The 19,324-nt window shown below is 39.2% G+C and carries 15 protein-coding genes; 5 read left to right on the top strand and 10 right to left on the bottom strand.

Annotated features, from left to right (window positions below):
* Positions 1-3: 3 nt before the first annotated feature.
* The 6 genes from HQN83_RS10875 to HQN83_RS10850 form a co-directional block, all read right to left on the bottom strand.
* The gene (locus tag HQN83_RS10875; RefSeq protein WP_173090367.1) at positions 4-801 is read right to left on the bottom strand and encodes a DUF4249 family protein; all 798 of its coding nucleotides are present in this window, start codon (positions 799-801) and stop codon (positions 4-6) included.
* A complete protein-coding gene (locus HQN83_RS10870) occupies positions 792-3,581 on the bottom strand; it encodes a TonB-dependent receptor (RefSeq protein WP_173090366.1) in 2,790 nt (929 codons plus the stop codon). The genes HQN83_RS10875 and HQN83_RS10870 overlap by 10 nt, the downstream gene beginning before the upstream one ends.
* 93 nt (positions 3,582-3,674) lie before the next feature.
* Positions 3,675-4,895, bottom strand: coding sequence for an ABC transporter permease (locus HQN83_RS10865; protein ID WP_173090365.1), 1,221 nt, complete (start codon positions 4,893-4,895; stop codon positions 3,675-3,677).
* A gap of 9 nt (positions 4,896-4,904) precedes the next feature.
* On the bottom strand, positions 4,905-5,651 hold the full coding sequence (locus HQN83_RS10860; protein ID WP_173090364.1) for an ABC transporter ATP-binding protein: 747 nt from the start codon (positions 5,649-5,651) through the stop codon (positions 4,905-4,907).
* Positions 5,648-6,889 carry an efflux RND transporter periplasmic adaptor subunit gene (locus HQN83_RS10855; protein WP_173090363.1) on the bottom strand — a complete coding sequence of 414 codons (1,242 nt, stop codon included), beginning with the start codon at positions 6,887-6,889 and terminating at the stop codon, positions 5,648-5,650. Before HQN83_RS10855 ends, HQN83_RS10860 begins: the two co-directional genes overlap by 4 nt.
* 3 nt (positions 6,890-6,892) lie before the next feature.
* Positions 6,893-8,227, bottom strand: coding sequence for a TolC family protein (locus HQN83_RS10850; protein ID WP_173090362.1), 1,335 nt, complete (start codon positions 8,225-8,227; stop codon positions 6,893-6,895).
* Positions 8,228-8,411: 184 nt separating this feature from the next.
* Here HQN83_RS10850 and HQN83_RS10845 point away from each other — a divergent pair, with 184 nt between their 5' ends.
* Together HQN83_RS10845 and HQN83_RS10840 are read left to right on the top strand one after the other, a co-directional pair.
* Positions 8,412-9,503, top strand: a complete 1,092-nt coding sequence (locus HQN83_RS10845) for a sensor histidine kinase (protein WP_173090361.1) — start codon at positions 8,412-8,414, stop codon at positions 9,501-9,503.
* Positions 9,478-10,203: a LytR/AlgR family response regulator transcription factor gene (locus HQN83_RS10840; RefSeq protein WP_173090360.1), complete on the top strand. Its 726-nt coding sequence runs from the start codon at positions 9,478-9,480 to the stop codon at positions 10,201-10,203. The genes HQN83_RS10845 and HQN83_RS10840 overlap by 26 nt, the downstream gene beginning before the upstream one ends.
* On the opposite strand, the gene HQN83_RS10835 is transcribed toward HQN83_RS10840, so the two are convergent.
* Positions 10,198-11,040 (bottom strand): alpha/beta hydrolase, encoded by an 843-nt coding sequence (locus HQN83_RS10835; RefSeq protein ID WP_173090359.1) that lies wholly within the window; start codon positions 11,038-11,040, stop codon positions 10,198-10,200. The genes HQN83_RS10840 and HQN83_RS10835 overlap by 6 nt on opposite strands.
* Positions 11,041-11,289: 249 nt before the next feature.
* Between HQN83_RS10835 and HQN83_RS10830 the strand changes: the two genes are divergently transcribed.
* Both HQN83_RS10830 and HQN83_RS10825 read left to right on the top strand, forming a co-directional pair.
* Entirely contained in the window at positions 11,290-13,587 is a 2,298-nt protein-coding gene (locus HQN83_RS10830) for a GH92 family glycosyl hydrolase (RefSeq protein ID WP_173090358.1), read from the top strand.
* 1 nt (position 13,588) lies between these two features.
* Entirely contained in the window at positions 13,589-14,722 is a 1,134-nt protein-coding gene (locus HQN83_RS10825; RefSeq protein ID WP_173090357.1) for a glycoside hydrolase family 130 protein, read from the top strand.
* A 16-nt stretch (positions 14,723-14,738) separates the two neighbouring features.
* On the opposite strand, the gene HQN83_RS10820 is transcribed toward HQN83_RS10825, so the two are convergent.
* A complete protein-coding gene (locus tag HQN83_RS10820) occupies positions 14,739-15,677 on the bottom strand; it encodes a phosphate/phosphite/phosphonate ABC transporter substrate-binding protein (protein WP_173090356.1) in 939 nt (312 codons plus the stop codon).
* A 161-nt stretch (positions 15,678-15,838) separates the two neighbouring features.
* Between HQN83_RS10820 and HQN83_RS10815 the strand changes: the two genes are divergently transcribed.
* A complete protein-coding gene (locus HQN83_RS10815) occupies positions 15,839-16,477 on the top strand; it encodes a response regulator transcription factor (RefSeq protein ID WP_173090355.1) in 639 nt (212 codons plus the stop codon).
* Positions 16,478-16,506: 29 nt separating this feature from the next.
* On the opposite strand, the gene HQN83_RS10810 is transcribed toward HQN83_RS10815, so the two are convergent.
* On the bottom strand, positions 16,507-17,310 hold the full coding sequence (locus HQN83_RS10810; protein ID WP_173090354.1) for a hypothetical protein: 804 nt from the start codon (positions 17,308-17,310) through the stop codon (positions 16,507-16,509).
* Positions 17,311-17,381: 71 nt separating this feature from the next.
* Positions 17,382-19,220 (bottom strand): glutamine--fructose-6-phosphate transaminase (isomerizing), encoded by a 1,839-nt coding sequence (gene glmS / locus HQN83_RS10805; RefSeq protein ID WP_173090353.1) that lies wholly within the window; start codon positions 19,218-19,220, stop codon positions 17,382-17,384.
* Positions 19,221-19,324: the final 104 nt, after the last annotated feature.

The following is a 19,324-nucleotide window of genomic DNA, read 5'->3' as shown; positions in this document are numbered from 1 at the left end:
TTGTTACTGATATACACGTAGTTTTAAGGTATCTGCCTGCATTGCCGTAAAAATGCCAAGCCCATTTACAATGTTTGTATAAGGATTAGTTAAGTTTAATGAGCTCCCCCCATTATTATTCAAAGCATCACTATATTCTTTATTGATATGAAACAGGATTACTTGATAATGACCCAGATAATTAAAAGTCATTTGCTGGGTTTGAAAAGAGGAAACCTGTCCTAAGGTTACTTCAGTATCCCTGTACGATCCATTATTTCTTGGGTTTATACTTGTTCTACTGGTCTCAGTATTTTTTAGAAGCATCATGTAATGTCCTCCAGCATTATTATTCCAACTTAGGGTTATGGGAACAAAAGTTGCCGGAGTTGTTCCAAAATCCATCACAGGAACTTTTTGCAGAGAATCAGAAGTAGCAAAGCCTATAGGTTTATTTGGAACAGTAGTTTCCGAACTGATGATCTTACTGTTGTAGTTAAAACTCAGCGAATAGGTTTTATTTTCGACAATAAAAGTCGTATCTCCATAAACATAGTTACCATCCGCCCCCTCAGTTAGTTCAACCGTTTTGGAGCCATCCGATATTTTAAGCTTTAAATCGGTAACAGGAAAGCCCAATGAGATGGTATCATCAAGGTATTTTTGATAATAAACTTTTACAAGAACCGATTTTCCAGGTACCAAATAGCCTTCCACCACCGGTCTTGTATAATCACCATCCAATGAATCCCCTTTTTTGCAAGAGAACAAGAATAGAGTTGCAAATGCAACGAAAAATATGGTATGTATCTTTATTTCCATTTTAAACTGAGTGTAATATTTGGGGTAAAACCGAGATAATTTACATTAGAAGTAAGCACCTGATTGTTTACTATAGAATATTGTTTATACCAGATGTTAGATCTGTTGTAGATGTTGAAAAGCGAAAACCCAATACTTCCGGTTTTGCGACTATCTATCTTAATCAGATCGTAGGTAACCGAGGCATCCAAACGGTGATATGCAGGCATACGTGCGCCATTTTTCTCACTAATGGTTAAAAAAGTACGGCTTCTTCCCGAATAATCATTAACAGTATAACTTGTTAACGGGGCAGTATAGGGTTTCCCCGTTGCATAGATCCATGTTGCAGAGAAAGTCCATTTACCATCATGATAAACATTAACCAATTTAAACTCGTGCCCCGTATCCTGATTTGCCGGGAACTCACCGCCGTATACCTCAAAATTATTTACTGCTTTTGATAACGTATAGCTCACCCATCCTGTGTATTTGCCATGTGTTTTTTGTAATAAAAACTCAATCCCTTTTGTATATCCGGTTCCATTGTAAAAATGTTCTTCCAGTGTTCCCGACGAACCCGGCCTCCTTCCAGTTTGCCGTTGCGAATATTCACTCAGGTTATCCAACGTTTTATAATAACCTTCTACATCAATCAGGAACTGATCTGTTTCATAACTAAATCCTGCTATATAATGTAGTGCAGAACTCACCGGGATGGTATTACCATTAGAAAGCACCCAAAAATCACGACTACCAGCCAAAATATCTTCCTTAATTACACGATTGGTAAACTGATAGAATTTTCCGGTTGAGCCTTTAAGCGTAAAGCGATCTGTAAGTGTATAAGTTGCTGAAAACCGAGGTTCCAGATACATCTTCCCTGTAAGATCATAATAGGTACTACGCAGACTTGGGTTTAGCTGCAACCTACTCCCCGGAGTAATTTCCAATTCGACATATCCGCCACCTGTAAGTGCTTTTGTATGTTGATTAATTAACGTACTGGTATCATTTAAACTGTTCTCGTAAGAAACATTTTGTTTAGATGCAAACGCCCCAAAAAGAACTTTAAATTTGCTCGCAGCCTGTAATTCCCAATCAGATTTCAAACTAAAATCTTTGAGGTTATTTTTTTCAAATGTTCCTGTTGAGATTTCCTGATTAACCCCCTCACTATCCTGAACGGTTATTTTATTGCTGTTATCTCTATCACTATGGTAAGTAGAATAGCTGAGCAAAGTATTGGAATATAATCTGGATGTCCATCGACTAGACCACTTAAAGCTCGATCCCAAATTACCATAAGTTGTTTTATCCGTCGAACTGATACTCCCGCCACCCGACAAGAAAGAAGGTAATGCAACATCTCTACTGTTATCCAGATTATCATTTCCCTGATAAATACTCCATGAAAATCTATTCTTATCATCTGGTGCATAAGTATATTTTGCATTCAGATCATAAAAGGATGAAGATGGTACAGTCACAGTTGCTGCGTTACCACCAAAACCTCCACCTCCACCACCAGGGGGCCCGCCTCCCATACGTCCGCTCCCTGGCCCGGAAGCAACAGTTGTACTACTGTTGAATTTATTAAAAATCTTATTGTATAATGGGCCCTGATAAGAGTGCCGATAAGCCACTAACAGGGTCGATTTGCTGTTGAGCGGTTTTTCTAAAAACACATTCGCACTTAGCAAACTGAGATCCCCGGCAATATTGGTTTCTTTACTATTTCCTTCTTTACCCACTATATCGGTAACACTTGATAAGCGCCCGCCATACTTTGCTGAGAAACCTCCTTTGTACAAAGTCACATCCTTAACGGCATTACTGTTAAAAGCACTGAAAAATCCATAAAGGTGATCAACCTGATAAACAGTAAAACCATCAAAAAGCACCAGATTTTGATCAGGCGTCCCCCCTCTTACATATGCGCCTGACGAAGATTCGTTACTGGCACTAATTCCCGGCATCAATTGAAACGACCTAAGAATGTCCTTTTCTCCAATATTTGGGAGCTCTTCCAGTTTTGATGGAGAAATTTGCAGCACGCTCACCCTTCGCTTGTCGGTACTCATTGCATTGTCCCTTCTTTTATCAGTAATCACCACTTCGTTTAATGACTTTACAGCAGGGAAAAGTTCAATAAGAACTTCTGTTCTAATATTTACTTTATTTAATGCATAAACATCCGGGCGATAACCGATATAATTGATATCAAGCACACAGGTATCTGAAGGGACATTTAAAAGTGTAAAATAACCGTCAGCATTAGTAGCTGTACTGTTATTGGTATTGCGAACTTTTACAATTGCAGCAGGCAGAGATTCGCCACTGGCATTATCAACCACCCTCCCTGTTATTTTAAATGGCTCCGGTTTACTGCTCACTACTCTTTCTTCTCTTAATAATGTCGTAGAACTTAACTGGTTCTCCTTAAAAACAGGTTTCTCAATGGCCATCTTCTTTAAGCGACTCACATCTTCCGGTTTACGAATGATGTAAATATTTTGATCTGGATCTAACCAATAATAAACTTTATTCTCCCTACAAATCTTTCCCAGCACATCCTTTACCTCATCATTTAAATAACGGTCTGTCACCATATAATCCTTTAGCATCTCGGGTTCATAAATGATCCTGATCTTGCATTTCAACGAAAGGGTATCCAACATCTTTGTCATCGACAAACTGTAGAAACCATCAATTGTGGCCTGCGTTTTTAGCGGGCGTTGCGCCCATGCATTAATGCCCATAGCGCCTGTGAGTCCAAGTAAGAGTAAAATTCGTTTCATATTCTGAAAGCGAATTTTGTGAATTCATATGTTAACAAATGTTAATTGAGATCAACAGGCTAAATTCATAGTTTAAGATGCCATTTTCTGCGATTATTCATAGCGTAAAGCTTCTATAGGATCCAGTTTTGAGGCCTTCAACGCAGGATAGTAACCAAAGAAAATACCTGTTACCGCACAGACTAAAAAGGAGATTACAATAGAAAATTCCGAAATTACGGTCGGCCAATTTAATGAGGCAGGAACTATCAGTGCAGCAGAAACTCCCAATATCACACCTATGATACCTCCAGTAACACTGATTACAATTGCCTCAATCAGGAATTGCAATAAAATATCTATTCCTCTTGCCCCTATCGACATCCTCAAACCTATTTCCCGGGTTCTTTCTGTTACAGAAACATACATGATATTCATAATCCCGATCCCCCCAATTACCAGAGAAATACTAGCCACAGCAGTTAACAGTGCAGTCATCATACTGCTTGTAGAATTCATCATCGTCATCAGTTCTGCCTGAGTTCTTACCTGAAAATCATTTTGCTCCGCATCTCTTAAACGGTGTGTTTCCCTAAGCGTACTTGTTATTTCTGCTACCGCAGCATCAGATGCCGCTTCACTGGTCGCAGAAGCATAGATCTGTCCAAAATAAATTGATGATAAAATTCTTTTCTGAACCGTTGTATAAGGCGCAATAATAATATCATCCTGATCCTGACCAAAGTTACTTGTGCCTTTAGGGGTAAGTACCCCAATAACCTGGAAGGGAATTTTACCGAACCTGATGATCTTGCCGATCGGATCTTCCCCGTTAGGAAACAGATTATCAACTACTGTTTTACCCAGCAAGCAAACTTTGGCCGAAGCCCGAACATCCTGTTCTGAAAACATAATGCCTTCTTTCACTGATAGCTTTCTGATATCCAGATATTCCGGACTTACTCCTTGCATAGAAGTAGGCCAGTTGGAGGCTCCGTTTATAGATTGTCCATTTGAGGATGCAAGCGGAGAGATTTCAGCAATATTTACCGCATTATTTTTTAGTGCATCTACATCCTTAATCGTAAGTGTTTTAAGGCTACTGCCCATCATTCTGGCACCTCCGGGTTCATTACTATAGGGCATAATGGTAATCATATTAGATCCCATGCTGGCAAGCGAAGCATTAATACTTTGCTTCGATCCTTCCCCAATAGACATCATAGTAATCACTGAGGCAACACCTATAATAATGCCCAGCATGGTCAATAGTGCACGTAGTTTATTTCGTTGCAAGGCCTTAATTGCCAACCTAATGAGATTAATAAATTTCATAATTCCTCCTTAATAATCGTCTGCCGCAGGCAAGGAAGCCAGCGCATCTTTAGCCAAACGAATGTGTTTATTCATTGAATCTTTTTGAACCTTCCCATCCCGCAACATCACTGTTCTGGTGCTAAATGCAGCAATGTCCGGCTCATGGGTAACGAACACGATTGTTTTTCCATTTTGATTCAGCTCCTGCATCAACGACATAATCTCGTAGGATGTTCGCGTGTCCAGATTTCCGGTAGCCTCATCTGCAAGGATCATCACGGGCTCATTCACCAATGCCCTGGCAATTGCAACACGTTGCTGCTGTCCTCCTGATAATTGGTTCGGCATATGATCAAACCTTCCATCAAGCTTTACGGCCTGCAAAGCTGCAATAGCACGCTCTGTCCGTTCTTTCGTACCAATAGTCGGATTATAAAGCAATGGAAGCTCCACATTTTCAAGCGCTGAAGTTCTTGGCAATAAATTGTACGACTGAAAAACAAAGCCAATCTTATGGTTCCTCAACTTTGCAAGTTCGTCTCTGGTAAGTTCTTTCACATTTACATTATCCAGCATATAAGTACCTTCAGTTGGTTTATCCAAACAGCCCAGCATATTTAGCAATGTGGTTTTACCCGACCCACTACTTCCCATGATCGTTAAAAACTCTCCCGAATCCACATCAAACGAAACCCCCTTTAATGCCCTCACCGTTTCGGTACCCATTTTAAACTCTCTTTTTACATTCTGTATTTGAAGAATCTTGTGGCTCATCGTCTGTTTCCTCCTGGTCTTTTTGGCATAAATGGACTTGAAGCTGCCGCAGCAACAGGAGCTCCTGATGAACCTCCTTCCATACCACTAATCACTATATCATTTTCGTTCAACCCTTCAAGTACCTCTACATGTGTATTGTCATTCAACCCCGTTTTTATTCTTTTTTGAATCAGCTTCTGACCTTGTAATACCCAGACAAAAGATGGCGGCGTTACTTCCGATTCTCCAACTGACTCTTTCGATGGCTTTCTACCTTTGCCACCTTTCTTTCCCATTCCTCTACCTGGTAGTGGCACAATTTCATACGCTTTAAGCAAAGCCGAATCCGGATTGAATTTTAATGCCTGCGCAGAAACCAGCAAAGCATCATTTACCTCTTTAGTATAAATTATAATATTTGCAGTCATGCCCGGCTTTAGTTTCTTATCATCATTCGGCGCATCAATAAGAGTAGCATAAGTAACCACGTTTGATGAAATAGATGGTTGCAATCGAATATCCTTCACTGTCCCATTAAAAGTATCATTGATAAAAGCATCCACTGTAAAAGTTGAACGCTGCCCTTTAACAACATTCCCAATATCCGCCTCATCCACCTTTGCCTGAACCTGCATTTTGGTAATGTCCTTTGCTATGGTAAAAATGGTTGGGGTATTAAAGCTAGCGGCAACGGTCTGCCCTATACTAACACTTCGTCCCAATACTACGCCGTCTATAGGAGAATAAATCTGTGTAAAAGAAAGATTTCTTTCTGCCGATCTTAACTGCGCCTTAGCATTATTTACATTGGCTGTTGCCACTTGCAAAGTATTCACTGCCAGATCATAATCAGCTTTGCTTATGGAACCTGTTTCAAACAGTTGTTTCTGACGATTGAAATTTGCCTGCTGGTAGGTCAAATTACTTTGGGATTGTGCCAGACTGGCTTTTGCCTGATCGACTGTTGCCTGTATAAGTGTTTTATCCAACTGGGCAAGCAACTGTCCTTTCTTAACAGTGGAGTTAAAATCTGCGTACAATGCAGAAATAGTTCCCGAAACCTGTGTTCCTACAGTTACCGTATCTACCGGCTGAACTGTTCCTGTAGCCGTAACACTTGTTGAAATTGCCCCCCTTACAGGTTGCTCTTTAGTAAGTACAACAGGCTGTTCTTTCCCTCTTAAAAAGAAGTACCAGAGTAACCCAAGTACAACTATAATAGAGATAATAATTAGAATAATTTTTCTGGACTTCATGACTTATAATTTAATGGGTGTTCCTAAGTAAAACTCATAGATTCTTGCAGCCAACGCTGCATTGTATTTTGCTTGTATGTACGATTGCATTGCCTGTACATATAAATTCCTTTGCTGATAGAATTCAACAATATTTGCTGCACCGATCTTTAATTCCTGGTTCGCAATGCGATATACCTCCTGATTAAATTTCAGCTGTTGCACAGCAGATTCAAACTGGTTCTGCGAATTCTGTGCATTGATATATGCTTTCTCTGTACTTAAAGCCAAAGTGGTCTTCGTATTTTCAAGAGTTAATTTAGATTGTGCGATTTCAATTCTTGCCTTAGCAACATTCGTTTTATTTTGCCTGTTGGTAAAAATTGGGATAGACAACGTTAGCCCTGCCTGCTGGTAAAAGTTATTATCAAATTGCCTGAAAGCATTATAGTTTGGATCTCTCGCATAACTTGTCCCAATACCCGCTCCCAATGTTAGCGAGGGCATATAACCGGATTTAGCTTTAGCAAGCCCAAGGTCCGAAATTTGTACCCCTAGCTCGGCATTCTTTATTTCCGGGCGGTTTTGCAAAGCATATTGCTGTACCGTGTTTAGATCAGTGATACTTCCTGTTGAAATTACCGTATCCGGTTTTACCACATCAAATTCTTTAGAATCTGGCAACTGTAACAATTGTTTAAGCGCTATCTTATCCTGACGCTCCGCATTTGCAGAAGTCGTTAAATTATATTTATCCGTAGCTAATTGTGCCTCAAACTGAGCTACAACTTTACGCGCTACCGATCCCACAGTGAACTGACGTTGTGCCTGTGCAAGCTGCGCCTCTGAAGTTTTCACCAGATCCTCATTGTAAATAATGCTCTCTTTGTCCACAAGAATACTCAGGTAGGCTTGAGTAATCTGTAAGGTGATGTCATTTTCACTTTCAAGAATACTGAAATTGGCAGATTGAACCGATAAGTCTTTTTGCTTAATATCGGTTTTAAGAAAACCTCCTTTATAAAGCGTCCATGAAGAACTTAAGCCATATGATCCAGAATAATTAAGTGCATCACTACTGCCATTGGTAGCCATGTTATAATGATTAAAGGATTGTGATGCCGAGCCATACAGATCGGGTAATAGTGCCGATTTTGCCAGTAGCTTATCCTGTTCTGCACTTTGTTTATTAAGCACCAGGCTTTTAAGCTGAATATTATTTGTCTTTGCATACTGCAGACATGCTGCCAAATCCCAGACTGGCGGCAAAACTTTTAATGTTGTTTCCTGACCAAAGCCCTGGAGACTAAAGCAGGTGATGCATAAAAGCAGCAGAATTTTAATTGTTAATCTTAACATATCTCTATATAAAAACTGTATTAACTAGTCAAATCAACAGCTATTTACCCTCTAAAAAAAACGCGATAGACTGGCAAACCAAACACGTCGACGGAGAGGCATTATGACTCGACGGAAACATTTGCACTTATCTTAACAGGTTGCCTACCTTGTACTCACTTAATAATCACTAATCTTTAAACCAATGGTTTCAGTAAAAAGCCGTCCATACATTAGCATATTACTCCATGTTTTTTCATGGATGCTATTTGCTTTTGTGCTTCTTTTTCATCAGCCTTTATCGTGGAATATTACCCTACCTTTTCAGTTCTGGATCAAGCAGGGTTGTATCCTGGTAATGCTAATTATTGTATTCTATGTAAATAGTAAAATTCTCGTCCCTCAATTACTACTCAAAAACCAGACACTTACTTTTATACTGGTTATTCTAGCCGTAGCTATTTTAGCCGGCCCATTCATAAAGGTTATAGATGAGGCATTAAATCTGCCCGCCCTTATGACCAAGGCATTTAGTGAAATGGGAATACCCAGACCACCAAAAAGGTCAGACAGGATTGATATATTCCTGATCATGATGACCCTATTTATGTTTGGAATAAGCACAAGTGTTACCTTAATTCAAAAATGGCAGGCCGATAAACAAAGCAGAGAAGCACTCGAGAAAGAAAAAATAGGTTCAGAGCTATCATTTTTAAAAGCCCAGATTAATCCGCATTTCTTTTTCAATACCTTAAACAACATTTACGCATTAACCCATGTTGATGTTGACAAATCCAGAAAGGCACTACATAAGCTCTCACGGATGATGCGCTACCTTCTTTATGAAACCCAGTCGGGCATAACACCACTTAGCAAAGAGGTTTCTTTTATTGTCGACTACATTGAGCTCATGAAATTGCGCTTAACCGATACAACAACCGTAGTTTTCGAAGAACCTATCCTGAAGTCCGATCCCCAGATCGCACCCATGCTATTCCTTCCCTATATTGAAAATGCATTTAAATACGGAGTGAGTACAACAGTCCCCTCTATCATCACCATATCCCTTGAGTTAAATGATAAGGAACTTACTATGACCGTAAAAAACTCCATTTTTAAAAGCAATGCAGTCACAGCCGATGAGTATGGCGGAATTGGTTTAAGCAACACAAAAAGGAGACTTGAATTGTTATATCCCGGAAGGCATACTTTTAGTGCTTATATTACAGAAGATACCAAAGCATTTATTGTTAACTTAAATATAACCCTTGATGACACTGAATTGCATCGCAGTTGATGATGAGCCATTAGCACTTGGGCTAATTTGTAGTTTTATAGAGCAAACACCATTCTTAAAATTAGCGGGGAGCTTTTCGAGCGGGATAAAAGCTTTAGAAGCGCTGCATGAGCACAGTATAGATCTTATTTTTCTCGACATTCAAATGCCCGACTTAACCGGAATTCAACTGGCAAGAACACTGGAAAGCAAACCTGGAAGCGCCAAACCAAGAGTAATATTTACAACCGCTTTTAATAATTACGCAATAGAAGGATACAAAGTTGATGCCTTGGATTACCTTTTAAAACCCTATGATTATGAGGAATTTTTAAAAGCTGCAAATAAGGCGAGGGCTTATGCAGAGATGTTACAGTCTAAGCAACTAGCTCCTGATCATGAAGAATACATTTTTCTTAAGATCGAATATCAACTGGTTCGGGTTGCCATAAAGGACATCGTTTACATTGAAGGATTAAAGGATTATGCAAAAATTCACCTGATTAATGAAGTTAAACCTTTATTGTCCTTAATTACATTAAAATCACTGGAAGAAAAACTGCCACCACGTCTTTTTATGAGGATACACCGCTCCTTTATCATTGCTCTTGAAAAAATTGATGCAATTACCAAAAATACAGTACAAATTGGCGGCACAAACATCACGATCGGCGATCAATATAAAGACGCGATGAAGCAATTCCTTAGCAATTGGTTATAATCCAATCCTTTTGTTTTCTTTAATCTGTTTACTTAACCTGTTTACCTCTTTTATAAGCAAAGGCATAGCGGGAACTACCATATCTCCATGCCCAAAACCTTGTAATTCGTATACCACAGTCGCCTTATGTCCCGCCAGCTTCATCATTCTTGCCAGATAAGCATTCTCCTCATATCGGCCTAACATTTCCATTTCTCTATCACCTGTAATTAACAGCATTGGTGGAGCCGTAGGGCGCACATGATATAGTGGAGCATACTCATCTATTATAGGCTGAACATCTTTTATCTTACGTTCCTGTCTCACTGTAAAATGGGTGATTGCCTGTCCGCTAAAAGGAATTATTCCGGCAATCGAATCTGCATCAATATGATACTTGGCAAGGTATTTTTTATCCAATGTCAACATCATATCCAGATACCCCCCTGCCGAATGACCTGAAACAAAAATAAGCTTGTTGTTTCCACCATAACTGGCTACATTATTAAAAGCCCAGGCAACGGAAGCAGTTGCATCTTCAATAATATCTTTCACAAGTACTTTAGGCGACAATCTATAACCTACCCCTATTACAATAAATCCCTTTTCCAACAGTTCTCTTGGTATTTCCTTGTTGCCTCCAGTCAGGCTACCACCGTGAAACCAAACTATAGTTGAACTATTTGATTTGTTTTTAGGATAATAAACATCAAGCTTGCACCTTTCTTCACGATAAGCATCTGCTTTGGTTGATGCCGGATAATAGCTAATGTCTTTCTTGGTTTCGTAAGCTGCATTCTGCGAAAAAGTAGGAATAGCTAACGTAACAAACAACAGGAATAAAAGTATTTTTCTCATAATATATGTGAGTTAATAATTTTTATCTGTAATTCATAAAAACCTTTGTATCAAATTTGATCGATTTGCTAAATCGCTTTATTTTATCTTAATTTAGGTTTTAAATATGCTCACCTTCATACTTATTAGAAGGGGCATCATCCCGAGGAACCGAGGGATCTCTTGATTATGCCGATTTGCTTCGCGGCTACTTCATGATCAAGAGATCTCTCCTAAAGTCGGGATGAGGCAGCGTTAAGCACTAACCAAATGAAACATTTCAACCCTTTTTTACTACTAATTCTTGCGATCAGTCTTTCGGCTTATAAAAAGCCTGACAAAAAACACCCGGTCGACTATGTTAACCCTTTTATCGGCGCAAGCACCAACACAGAAGCTGCCGGTAGTGCTCATGGCCTGGGCAAAACTTTTCCCGGAGCTACCACCCCATTTGGGATGGTACAGGTAAGTCCCAATACCATTACCGGTGGAGATAATGGGTCTGGCTACAGTTACGAGCATACCTCTATTGAAGGATTTGCATTTACTCAAATGAGTGGCATAGGCTGGTACGGGGATTTAGGGAATTTCCTTGTGATGCCAACTACAGGAAAACTACAAACCAGTGCGGGTAAATCAAATGATACCCAATCCGGCTACCGTTCTAACTACGATAAAAAGTCGGAACGGGCCTCTGCAGGTTATTACTCGGTAATGCTAACAGAAAATCACATCAAAGCAGAAGCAACTGCAGCCAAAAGGAGCGGAATGCTGCGTTTTACTTTTCCCGAAAACAAACAATCGCGCATACAAATTGATCTTGCCCGAAGGGTTGGTGGAACCTCCACCCTACAATACATTAAAGTTGTAAATAAAAATACCATCCAGGGATGGATGAAATGTACGCCTGATGGTGGTGGCTGGGGAAATGGCAGCGGGAAGGCTGATTACACCGTCTATTTTTACGCCGAGTTTAGTAAGCCACTAACACAATATGGAATATGGTCGGCCGACATTCCCAGTGACTGGAAAAGAAAGCTTGAAGATGTTACCAGCGACAAATACCAACAAAGACTAGCAGAGTCATCTATATTGAAAGGTTTAAGCGAAAAAGAAGGAAAACACTTAGGTTTTTTCACAGAATTTGAAACCAAACAGAACGAACAAGTCACAATGAAAACGGGTATCTCCTTCGTAAGCATAGATGGCGCAAAACTAAATTTGAACACTGATATTCAAGGATGGGATTTTGACAAAGTAAAAGCCAATACCAGAAAACTATGGAACGAAGCCCTATCCAAAATAAAAATTGAAGGTGGTACCGAGGAAGAAAAAACTGTATTCTACACCGCCCTATACCATACCCAAATTGATCCTCGTACATTCCAGGATGCAGATGGACAATATTTTGGCGGCGATCATAAGGCGCATAAAGCAAATGGATTTACGAAAAGGACCATCTTTAGCGGCTGGGATGTTTTCAGAAGTCAGATGCCCTTACAAACCATAATTAATCCAACAGTAGTAACCGATATGATTAATTCATTGGTTACGCTGGCCGATGAAAAACAGGAAAATTATCTGGAACGCTGGGAATTTTTGAATGCTTACAGTGGTTGTATGATTGGTAATCCTGCTGTATCTGTAATTACGGATGCATACGCCAAAGGTTTAAGAAACTTCGATGTAGCTAAAGCATACCAGCTTTCGGTAAACAGTGTAGAGAAATATGGCAATGGAACACTTGGCTCCTCCAATGAACCAAGTGAGATCTCAAATACACTCGAATATTCCTACTTTGAATGGTGCGTTTCTAAAATAGCCGAAGCTTTGAAAAAACCTGACGATCAGCAAAAGTATTTCAAAAGATCACAGTCCTACAAAAACATATTTGATGCAGAAAAAGGATGGTTCAGGCCCAAAGATAAAGATGGGAGATGGCTCCCATGGCCAGAAGAAGGCAGGCTAAAGCAATCCTATGGATGTGTGGAATCCAATCCTTATCAGCAAGGATGGTTTGTGCCTCAGGATATCGAAGGAATGACGACCTTAATGGGAGGTAAAGAAAAAGTACTGGCAGATCTCACAAATTTCTTCGAGAAAGTTCCTCAAAATATGATGTGGAACGATTATTATAATCATGCCAATGAACCGGTGCATCATGTACCTTTCCTATTTAACAGAGTGGGCGCCCCCTGGCTCACACAAAAATGGTCCCGGGCAATCTGTAGCCGTGCCTATCACAATGCTGTTGAAGGTTTGGTGGGCAATGAAGACGTAGGACAGATGTCGGCCTGGTACGTAATGGCCGCCAGTGGTTTTCATCCCATTACCCCCGGCAGCACCAGATATGAACTTACCAGTCCGGTTTTCAACAAGGTCGAGATCGGTGGAAAGTTCACTATTGAGGCTAAAAACAACAGCACACAAAACATTTATATCCAAAGTGCAAAGCTTAACGGCAAACCTTATTATAAATCCTATATAGATCATCGGGATATCACCCAAGGTGGTAAACTAGAACTAATCATGGGTGCTCAGCCAAACACACAATTCGGAACCAATTAATATGAAACCATTTTTATCATTCGCTTTAATCTGCTCGTTTTTTCTGCTTTCGGCAGAGCAAACAAGCGCACAAACTGCTCAGGAAAAATTACCGACATGGGCTTTAGGACCTTTCTTACGACCTGCCGGTGTAAACCCAATCATCTCACCAAATACCAGCACCACCTTTCTTGACCCCCTTTCAGGGAAATATGTAGACTGGGAATCAAACGATACTTTTAATCCCGCAGCAACCGTAAAAGGAAAAGAAATTGTAGTACTGTACAGAGCAGAGGACAAATCGGGTGTCGGAATTGGCCACAGAACATCCAGACTCGGCTATGCATACAGTACAGATGGGTTAACCTTTAAAAGGAAAAGTGAACCTGTATTTTATCCTGGCAATGACAACCAAAAAGAATTAGAAAATCCCGGAGGATGTGAAGACCCAAGGGTAGCGGTAACCAGCGATGGCACCTATGTAATGTTTTATACGCAATGGAACAAAAAGGTGGCTCGACTAGGCGTTGCCACTTCTAAAGATTTAATTAAGTGGACTAAACACGGTCCTGCTTTTGCAAAGGCTTACAACGGCAAGTTTTACGACATGTTTACTAAATCAGCCTCTATCGTAACCAAACTGGTAAATGGTAAGCAAGTAATTGCAAAGGTGAATGGAAAATATTTGATGTATTGGGGCGAAAAGTTTCTTAATGCTGCAACCTCTGACGACCTGGTGAACTGGGCACCTGCATTAGATGAACAAGGAAGGATCAAGGAACTGATCAAACCAAGAAAGAACTATTTCGACAGCGACCTCACTGAGGCAGGTCCACCCGCGCTATTAACAGACAAAGGGATACTCGTATTGTACAATGGGAAAAATGCTTCAGGTGACCAGGCAGATAAAAACTATACAGCCAATACTTATGCAGCCGGACAAGTCCTCTTTGATGCTAAAAACCCTGAAAAAGTGATAGATAGATTAGATAAACCATTCTTTGTTCCTACAGAATCATTTGAGAAAAGCGGACAATACCCAGCCGGAACTGTATTTGTCGAAGGCTTAATCTTTCATCAAAAAAAATGGCTCCTATACTATGGATGTGCCGACTCTAGGGTAGCAGTTGCAGTATTTGATCCTTTAAAGAAATAAACTAAAACGCTTCACGTTAGTTCGCAAATTGCTTTAGGATTTTTTGCAGATCAGCTCGTTTACCTAATTGTTTTTCAAACGGCTTATAATAATCTGCATCAATCCTGATATATTTCACAGCTTGTTTTGCTTCACTCCATCCATTTTTTACAGCTAGAAGCGATTCTGGCTGTAACTCATGTAATTCTAATAGCGTTCTAGAAATATGTGCTTTTGTTTCTGTTGTTAAAGCATTATTAATTAGTACCGGTCCTAAAGGGATTTCGGGCGACATCCACACCAATTTAATCTTAGCCTTATTTTGAGGGCTCTCTGTAAACTTAAAGTACTCTGTGCTTCCCATAGCCCCTAGATCGACATTGCCATTGGCCACCGCTTCTATAGTCAATTTATGATTCTTTCCATAAGCAACCTCCTTAAAATTCTTTTCCGCATCAACAATCCCAATTTTGGTAAGTGCAAGCCTTGGTACAAGATTACCTGATGTTGAGCCTTCCGCTACTAATAAAAGACGCGTTTTCGAGGCATATTCCTTAATATCTTCAATCTTATTGATGCCTGAACCAGCATGAGCAACAATTGCTGTTTTGTAATTATCAACAGCTTCCGGGGCCACTTCAAGTGCCAGAAAAGGTTTCATTGGATAGGTTTCTTTTGAAGCTTCCAAAAGCAAGTACCCAAATGTATTGATCAATGCAATATCAACCTCATTACGCTGGATAGCTTGAATAAACGAATGAACTGTGGGATAACTTTTAACTTCCACCTTTCTTCCTATCTTTTCAGTAAGAAAGGCCGCCAAAGGCGAGATATTGGCAATTCTGTTATTGTCAGCATATTGATAGGTAGCCAGCTTCAATACCCTATCTTCAATTACTTGCTGCTTTTTCTGTGAAAAAGCATTAAATCCCAAAAACCATAATATGGCTATTAAGAACAAAAACCCTTTTTTCATTGCAATAAAATTTTGATCCGATGTTTATTCAAAATAAATGAATTAAGATCATAAAAATAAGACTCAAAACACCTAATGCATTTTACCTTCTTTCAGGTATCCTAAATTGGATATATCTTACGTATATTTAATTATAAATAACCTCTTGATTGGCCATAAATATGGGTACCAAAACGAACATTAGTATCATCATTGCTGAAGATCATCAACTCTTCGCAGAGGGGCTGGAAAAATTGCTTACCAGCGAGTTCATCAATTATAATGTTCTTGCTAAAGTAAACAATGGCAAAAAGCTAATGCATCTACTCAATAGCTATACTCCGAATTTAGTCTTGCTAGACATTAATATGCCCTTTATGGACGGCTTGACCGCCTCGTTGGAAATACGCAAAAAACTTCCTAAAGTAAAGATCATCATCATTTCCATGTACACCAATCCGGCAATTATTAGCCAATGTAAAAAAAACGGTGTAAATGGATTTATCCCTAAGGATACGAGTATAGATATACTTAAAGAGAGTATTGAAAAGGTACTTAATGACGAAGATGTTTTTTTAACCGGATCAAATGTTCAGGAGGATTTAGAGGGTAATGAAGATATTTATACGCTTCGTTCTAAGCTATCTCCCCGACAACTTGAAATTGTACGCATTATGAATCAGGGCACAACTTCAAATAAAGATATTGCCAACGAATTGTTCATTAGCATTTTCACTGTTGAAACACATCTTAAGAATATCTATCAGACGCTTAAGATCAACAGTAAAATCGAATTGATCAGGTTAAACTTAAAAGTCTAAATCAATACCCGCTTGTCTCCTTAAAAGAATTATTTATAAACAAAACTTTGATTGTAAGAAGTTGGAGCGTAATCAGCCTTGTAAGTCACCCCAACTTTTGCAGAAACGGGAAAATCAGCCTGATTATAAGTGTAATTATAAGTATGAATTTCTACTGTGTCATCAGAGGTTAGTAACTCATTTTCCCCATATAAAACTGGGGGGGCACCTTGATATAAGACAAAAGGAAGTTTCTTAGCAGATAAAATTCCTTTCTTTGCCCCATATGTATACTTCCCTACTGCATATTTATGTAGCGTTTCTGACGCTAGATTATTATTTAAATAAGAAAAATAATACACGAGCGTATCTTTAGTATTCGTGTATTTCAATTCATTAGTAAAATAATCATAAAATTTTTTGTCGAAATATCTTATTTCGGTTACTTCATTGTTTATTACTTTGTAACTCACACTATCTACGTAATACTGGGCATTTGGACTTTTAATATGTGAACTGGCATCTTTTCTAGAACCTGAGAAAGGGATACCATCCTTATAAAAAACTTTAGTAACAAAGGTTGAAGCCGATGTAGTGAATGCATAATTCTCGTCGATAATTTCTATAACCTGATTTTGTTCATTGTACTTAAAAGAATCAACAAATGTTCCACTTGACAATTGGGCAATCCTCCCATGTTCATCATACTCGACTGATTGATACGCCTTGTCATTTACATTAATGCTCTTAAGAGCTGTCGGCAGGTCTTCTGGTTTAATTCTGGAATCCTTCTTTTTGCACGAAGCAATTGTGAGGATGATACAAAAAGCGATGAGTGAGAAACGTTTTATCATTAGTAAGTAGAGTAGGTTTAAATTTAAAGATAAGAAGAAAGGCGGTAATTACCGCCTTTCTTCTTAAAATTTTATTCTACAGTTACTGATTTCGCCAGATTTCTTGGCTGATCTACATTACAACCTCTCATTACCGCAATGTGATAAGATAATAGTTGCAATGGAATAGTCGCTAACAACGGCAAGAAAGCTTCACTGGCATCAGGAATCTCGATGCAGTAATCTGCCATTTTTCTAACTTCAGTATCACCTTCAGTAACAATCGCCAAAACAATTCCTTTTCTGGCTTTCACTTCCTGAATATTGCTGATTACTTTTTCGTAAGATGAATTTTTGGTTGCAATAACCACTACCGGCATCTCTTCGTCAATTAAGGCGATAGGGCCGTGTTTCATCTCTGCGGCGGGATAACCCTCGGCATGTATATAAGAGATCTCCTTAAGCTTTAAAGCTCCCTCTAGCGCCACAGGAAAACCACTTCCCCTACCCAGGAACAAGCAGTTTCTTGAATCTTTAAATTTGGCAGAGATTTCTTTAATCAGACTTTCTGATTCTAAGGCTTTTTCAATTTTCTGAGGGATGTTGTCTAGCTCAGTTAACAGCTCAGTTAATTTAGAACTTGTTAGAGTTCCTTTTTGCTGTGCAAGATGGAAAGCAATCAAAGTCAATACCGTAACCTGAGCTGTAAAAGCTTTGGTTGATGCTACACCAATCTCTGGACCGGCGTGCGTATAAGCACCTGCATGAGTAAGCCTTGGAATAGAAGCTCCAACCACATTACAAACGCCAAAAATGGTTGCCCCTTTTTCTTTAGCCATTTCAATAGCTGCCATGGTATCTGCAGTCTCACCTGATTGAGAGATTGCAATTACGACATCCTTCTCAGTTATAATTGGGTTTCTGTATCTGAATTCCGAAGCATATTCTACCTCAACAGGTATCCTTGCGTATTCTTCAATTAAGTATTCACCAACCAATCCCGCATGCCATGAAGTACCACAGGCAACAATGATGATGCGGTCTACATTTTTAAGTTTATGCGCAAATTCACTAATCCCACCTAATTGTACTCTTCCTTCATTAGGATAGATACGACCTCTTAGACAATCTCTTACAGAACGTGGCTGCTCATATATTTCTTTCAACATAAAGTGATCATAGCCACCTTTCTCCAACATTTCCAATTTCAATTCTAATTCCTGGATATATGGCGTCTGAACAACATTATCTAAACGTTTGATCATTAACTCATCACGTTTAAGGAAAGCGATCTCATTGTCGTTCAGGTAAATTACGTTTTTAGTGTATTCTACAATTGGGGTTGCATCAGAGGCAATAAAATATTCACCTTGACCTACACCAATAACCATCGGACTACCTTTTCTGGCAGCGATCAGTTGATCAGGCTGTGCTTCGTCCATTACAACGATAGCATAAGCACCACTTACTTTATGAAGGGCTAATCTTACAGCCTCCAAAAGATCAACATTTTCTTGTTTATAAATCTCTTCAATCAGGTGGATCAGTACTTCAGTATCTGTATCGCTATTAAATTCATGACCTTTACTCACTAGCATCTCTTTAAGAGCTGCATAATTTTCAATAATTCCGTTGTGTATTATAGTTAAGTCACCACTATGAGAAGTGTGTGGGTGAGAATTCCTGTCAGATGGAGCACCATGAGTTGCCCATCTTGTATGTCCAATACCAATTGTACCGGAAAGGTTTTTACCTTCGGCAAAGTTTTCAAGCTCCAGTACTTTACCGGCTTTCTTATAGATGTTTAAACCATCATTATTAATCAGGGCTATACCAGCACTGTCATAACCACGGTATTCTAATCTTTTTAATCCTTTAATAACTAAAGGCCAGGCTTCTCTATGGCCTATGTAACCAACTATTCCACACATAAAATCAATAGGTAAATAAATAAAAAGTGTTAATAAATTTTATCAAACTTAAAGTTTAAAACCCAAATCTAATAATCATTTTTATTATTTATAGCGGTTTAATA

Source organism: Pedobacter foliorum, assembly GCF_013266735.1.
Classification (GTDB): domain Bacteria; phylum Bacteroidota; class Bacteroidia; order Sphingobacteriales; family Sphingobacteriaceae; genus Pedobacter; species Pedobacter foliorum.
This window is presented reverse-complemented; position numbering and strand designations above follow the sequence as displayed.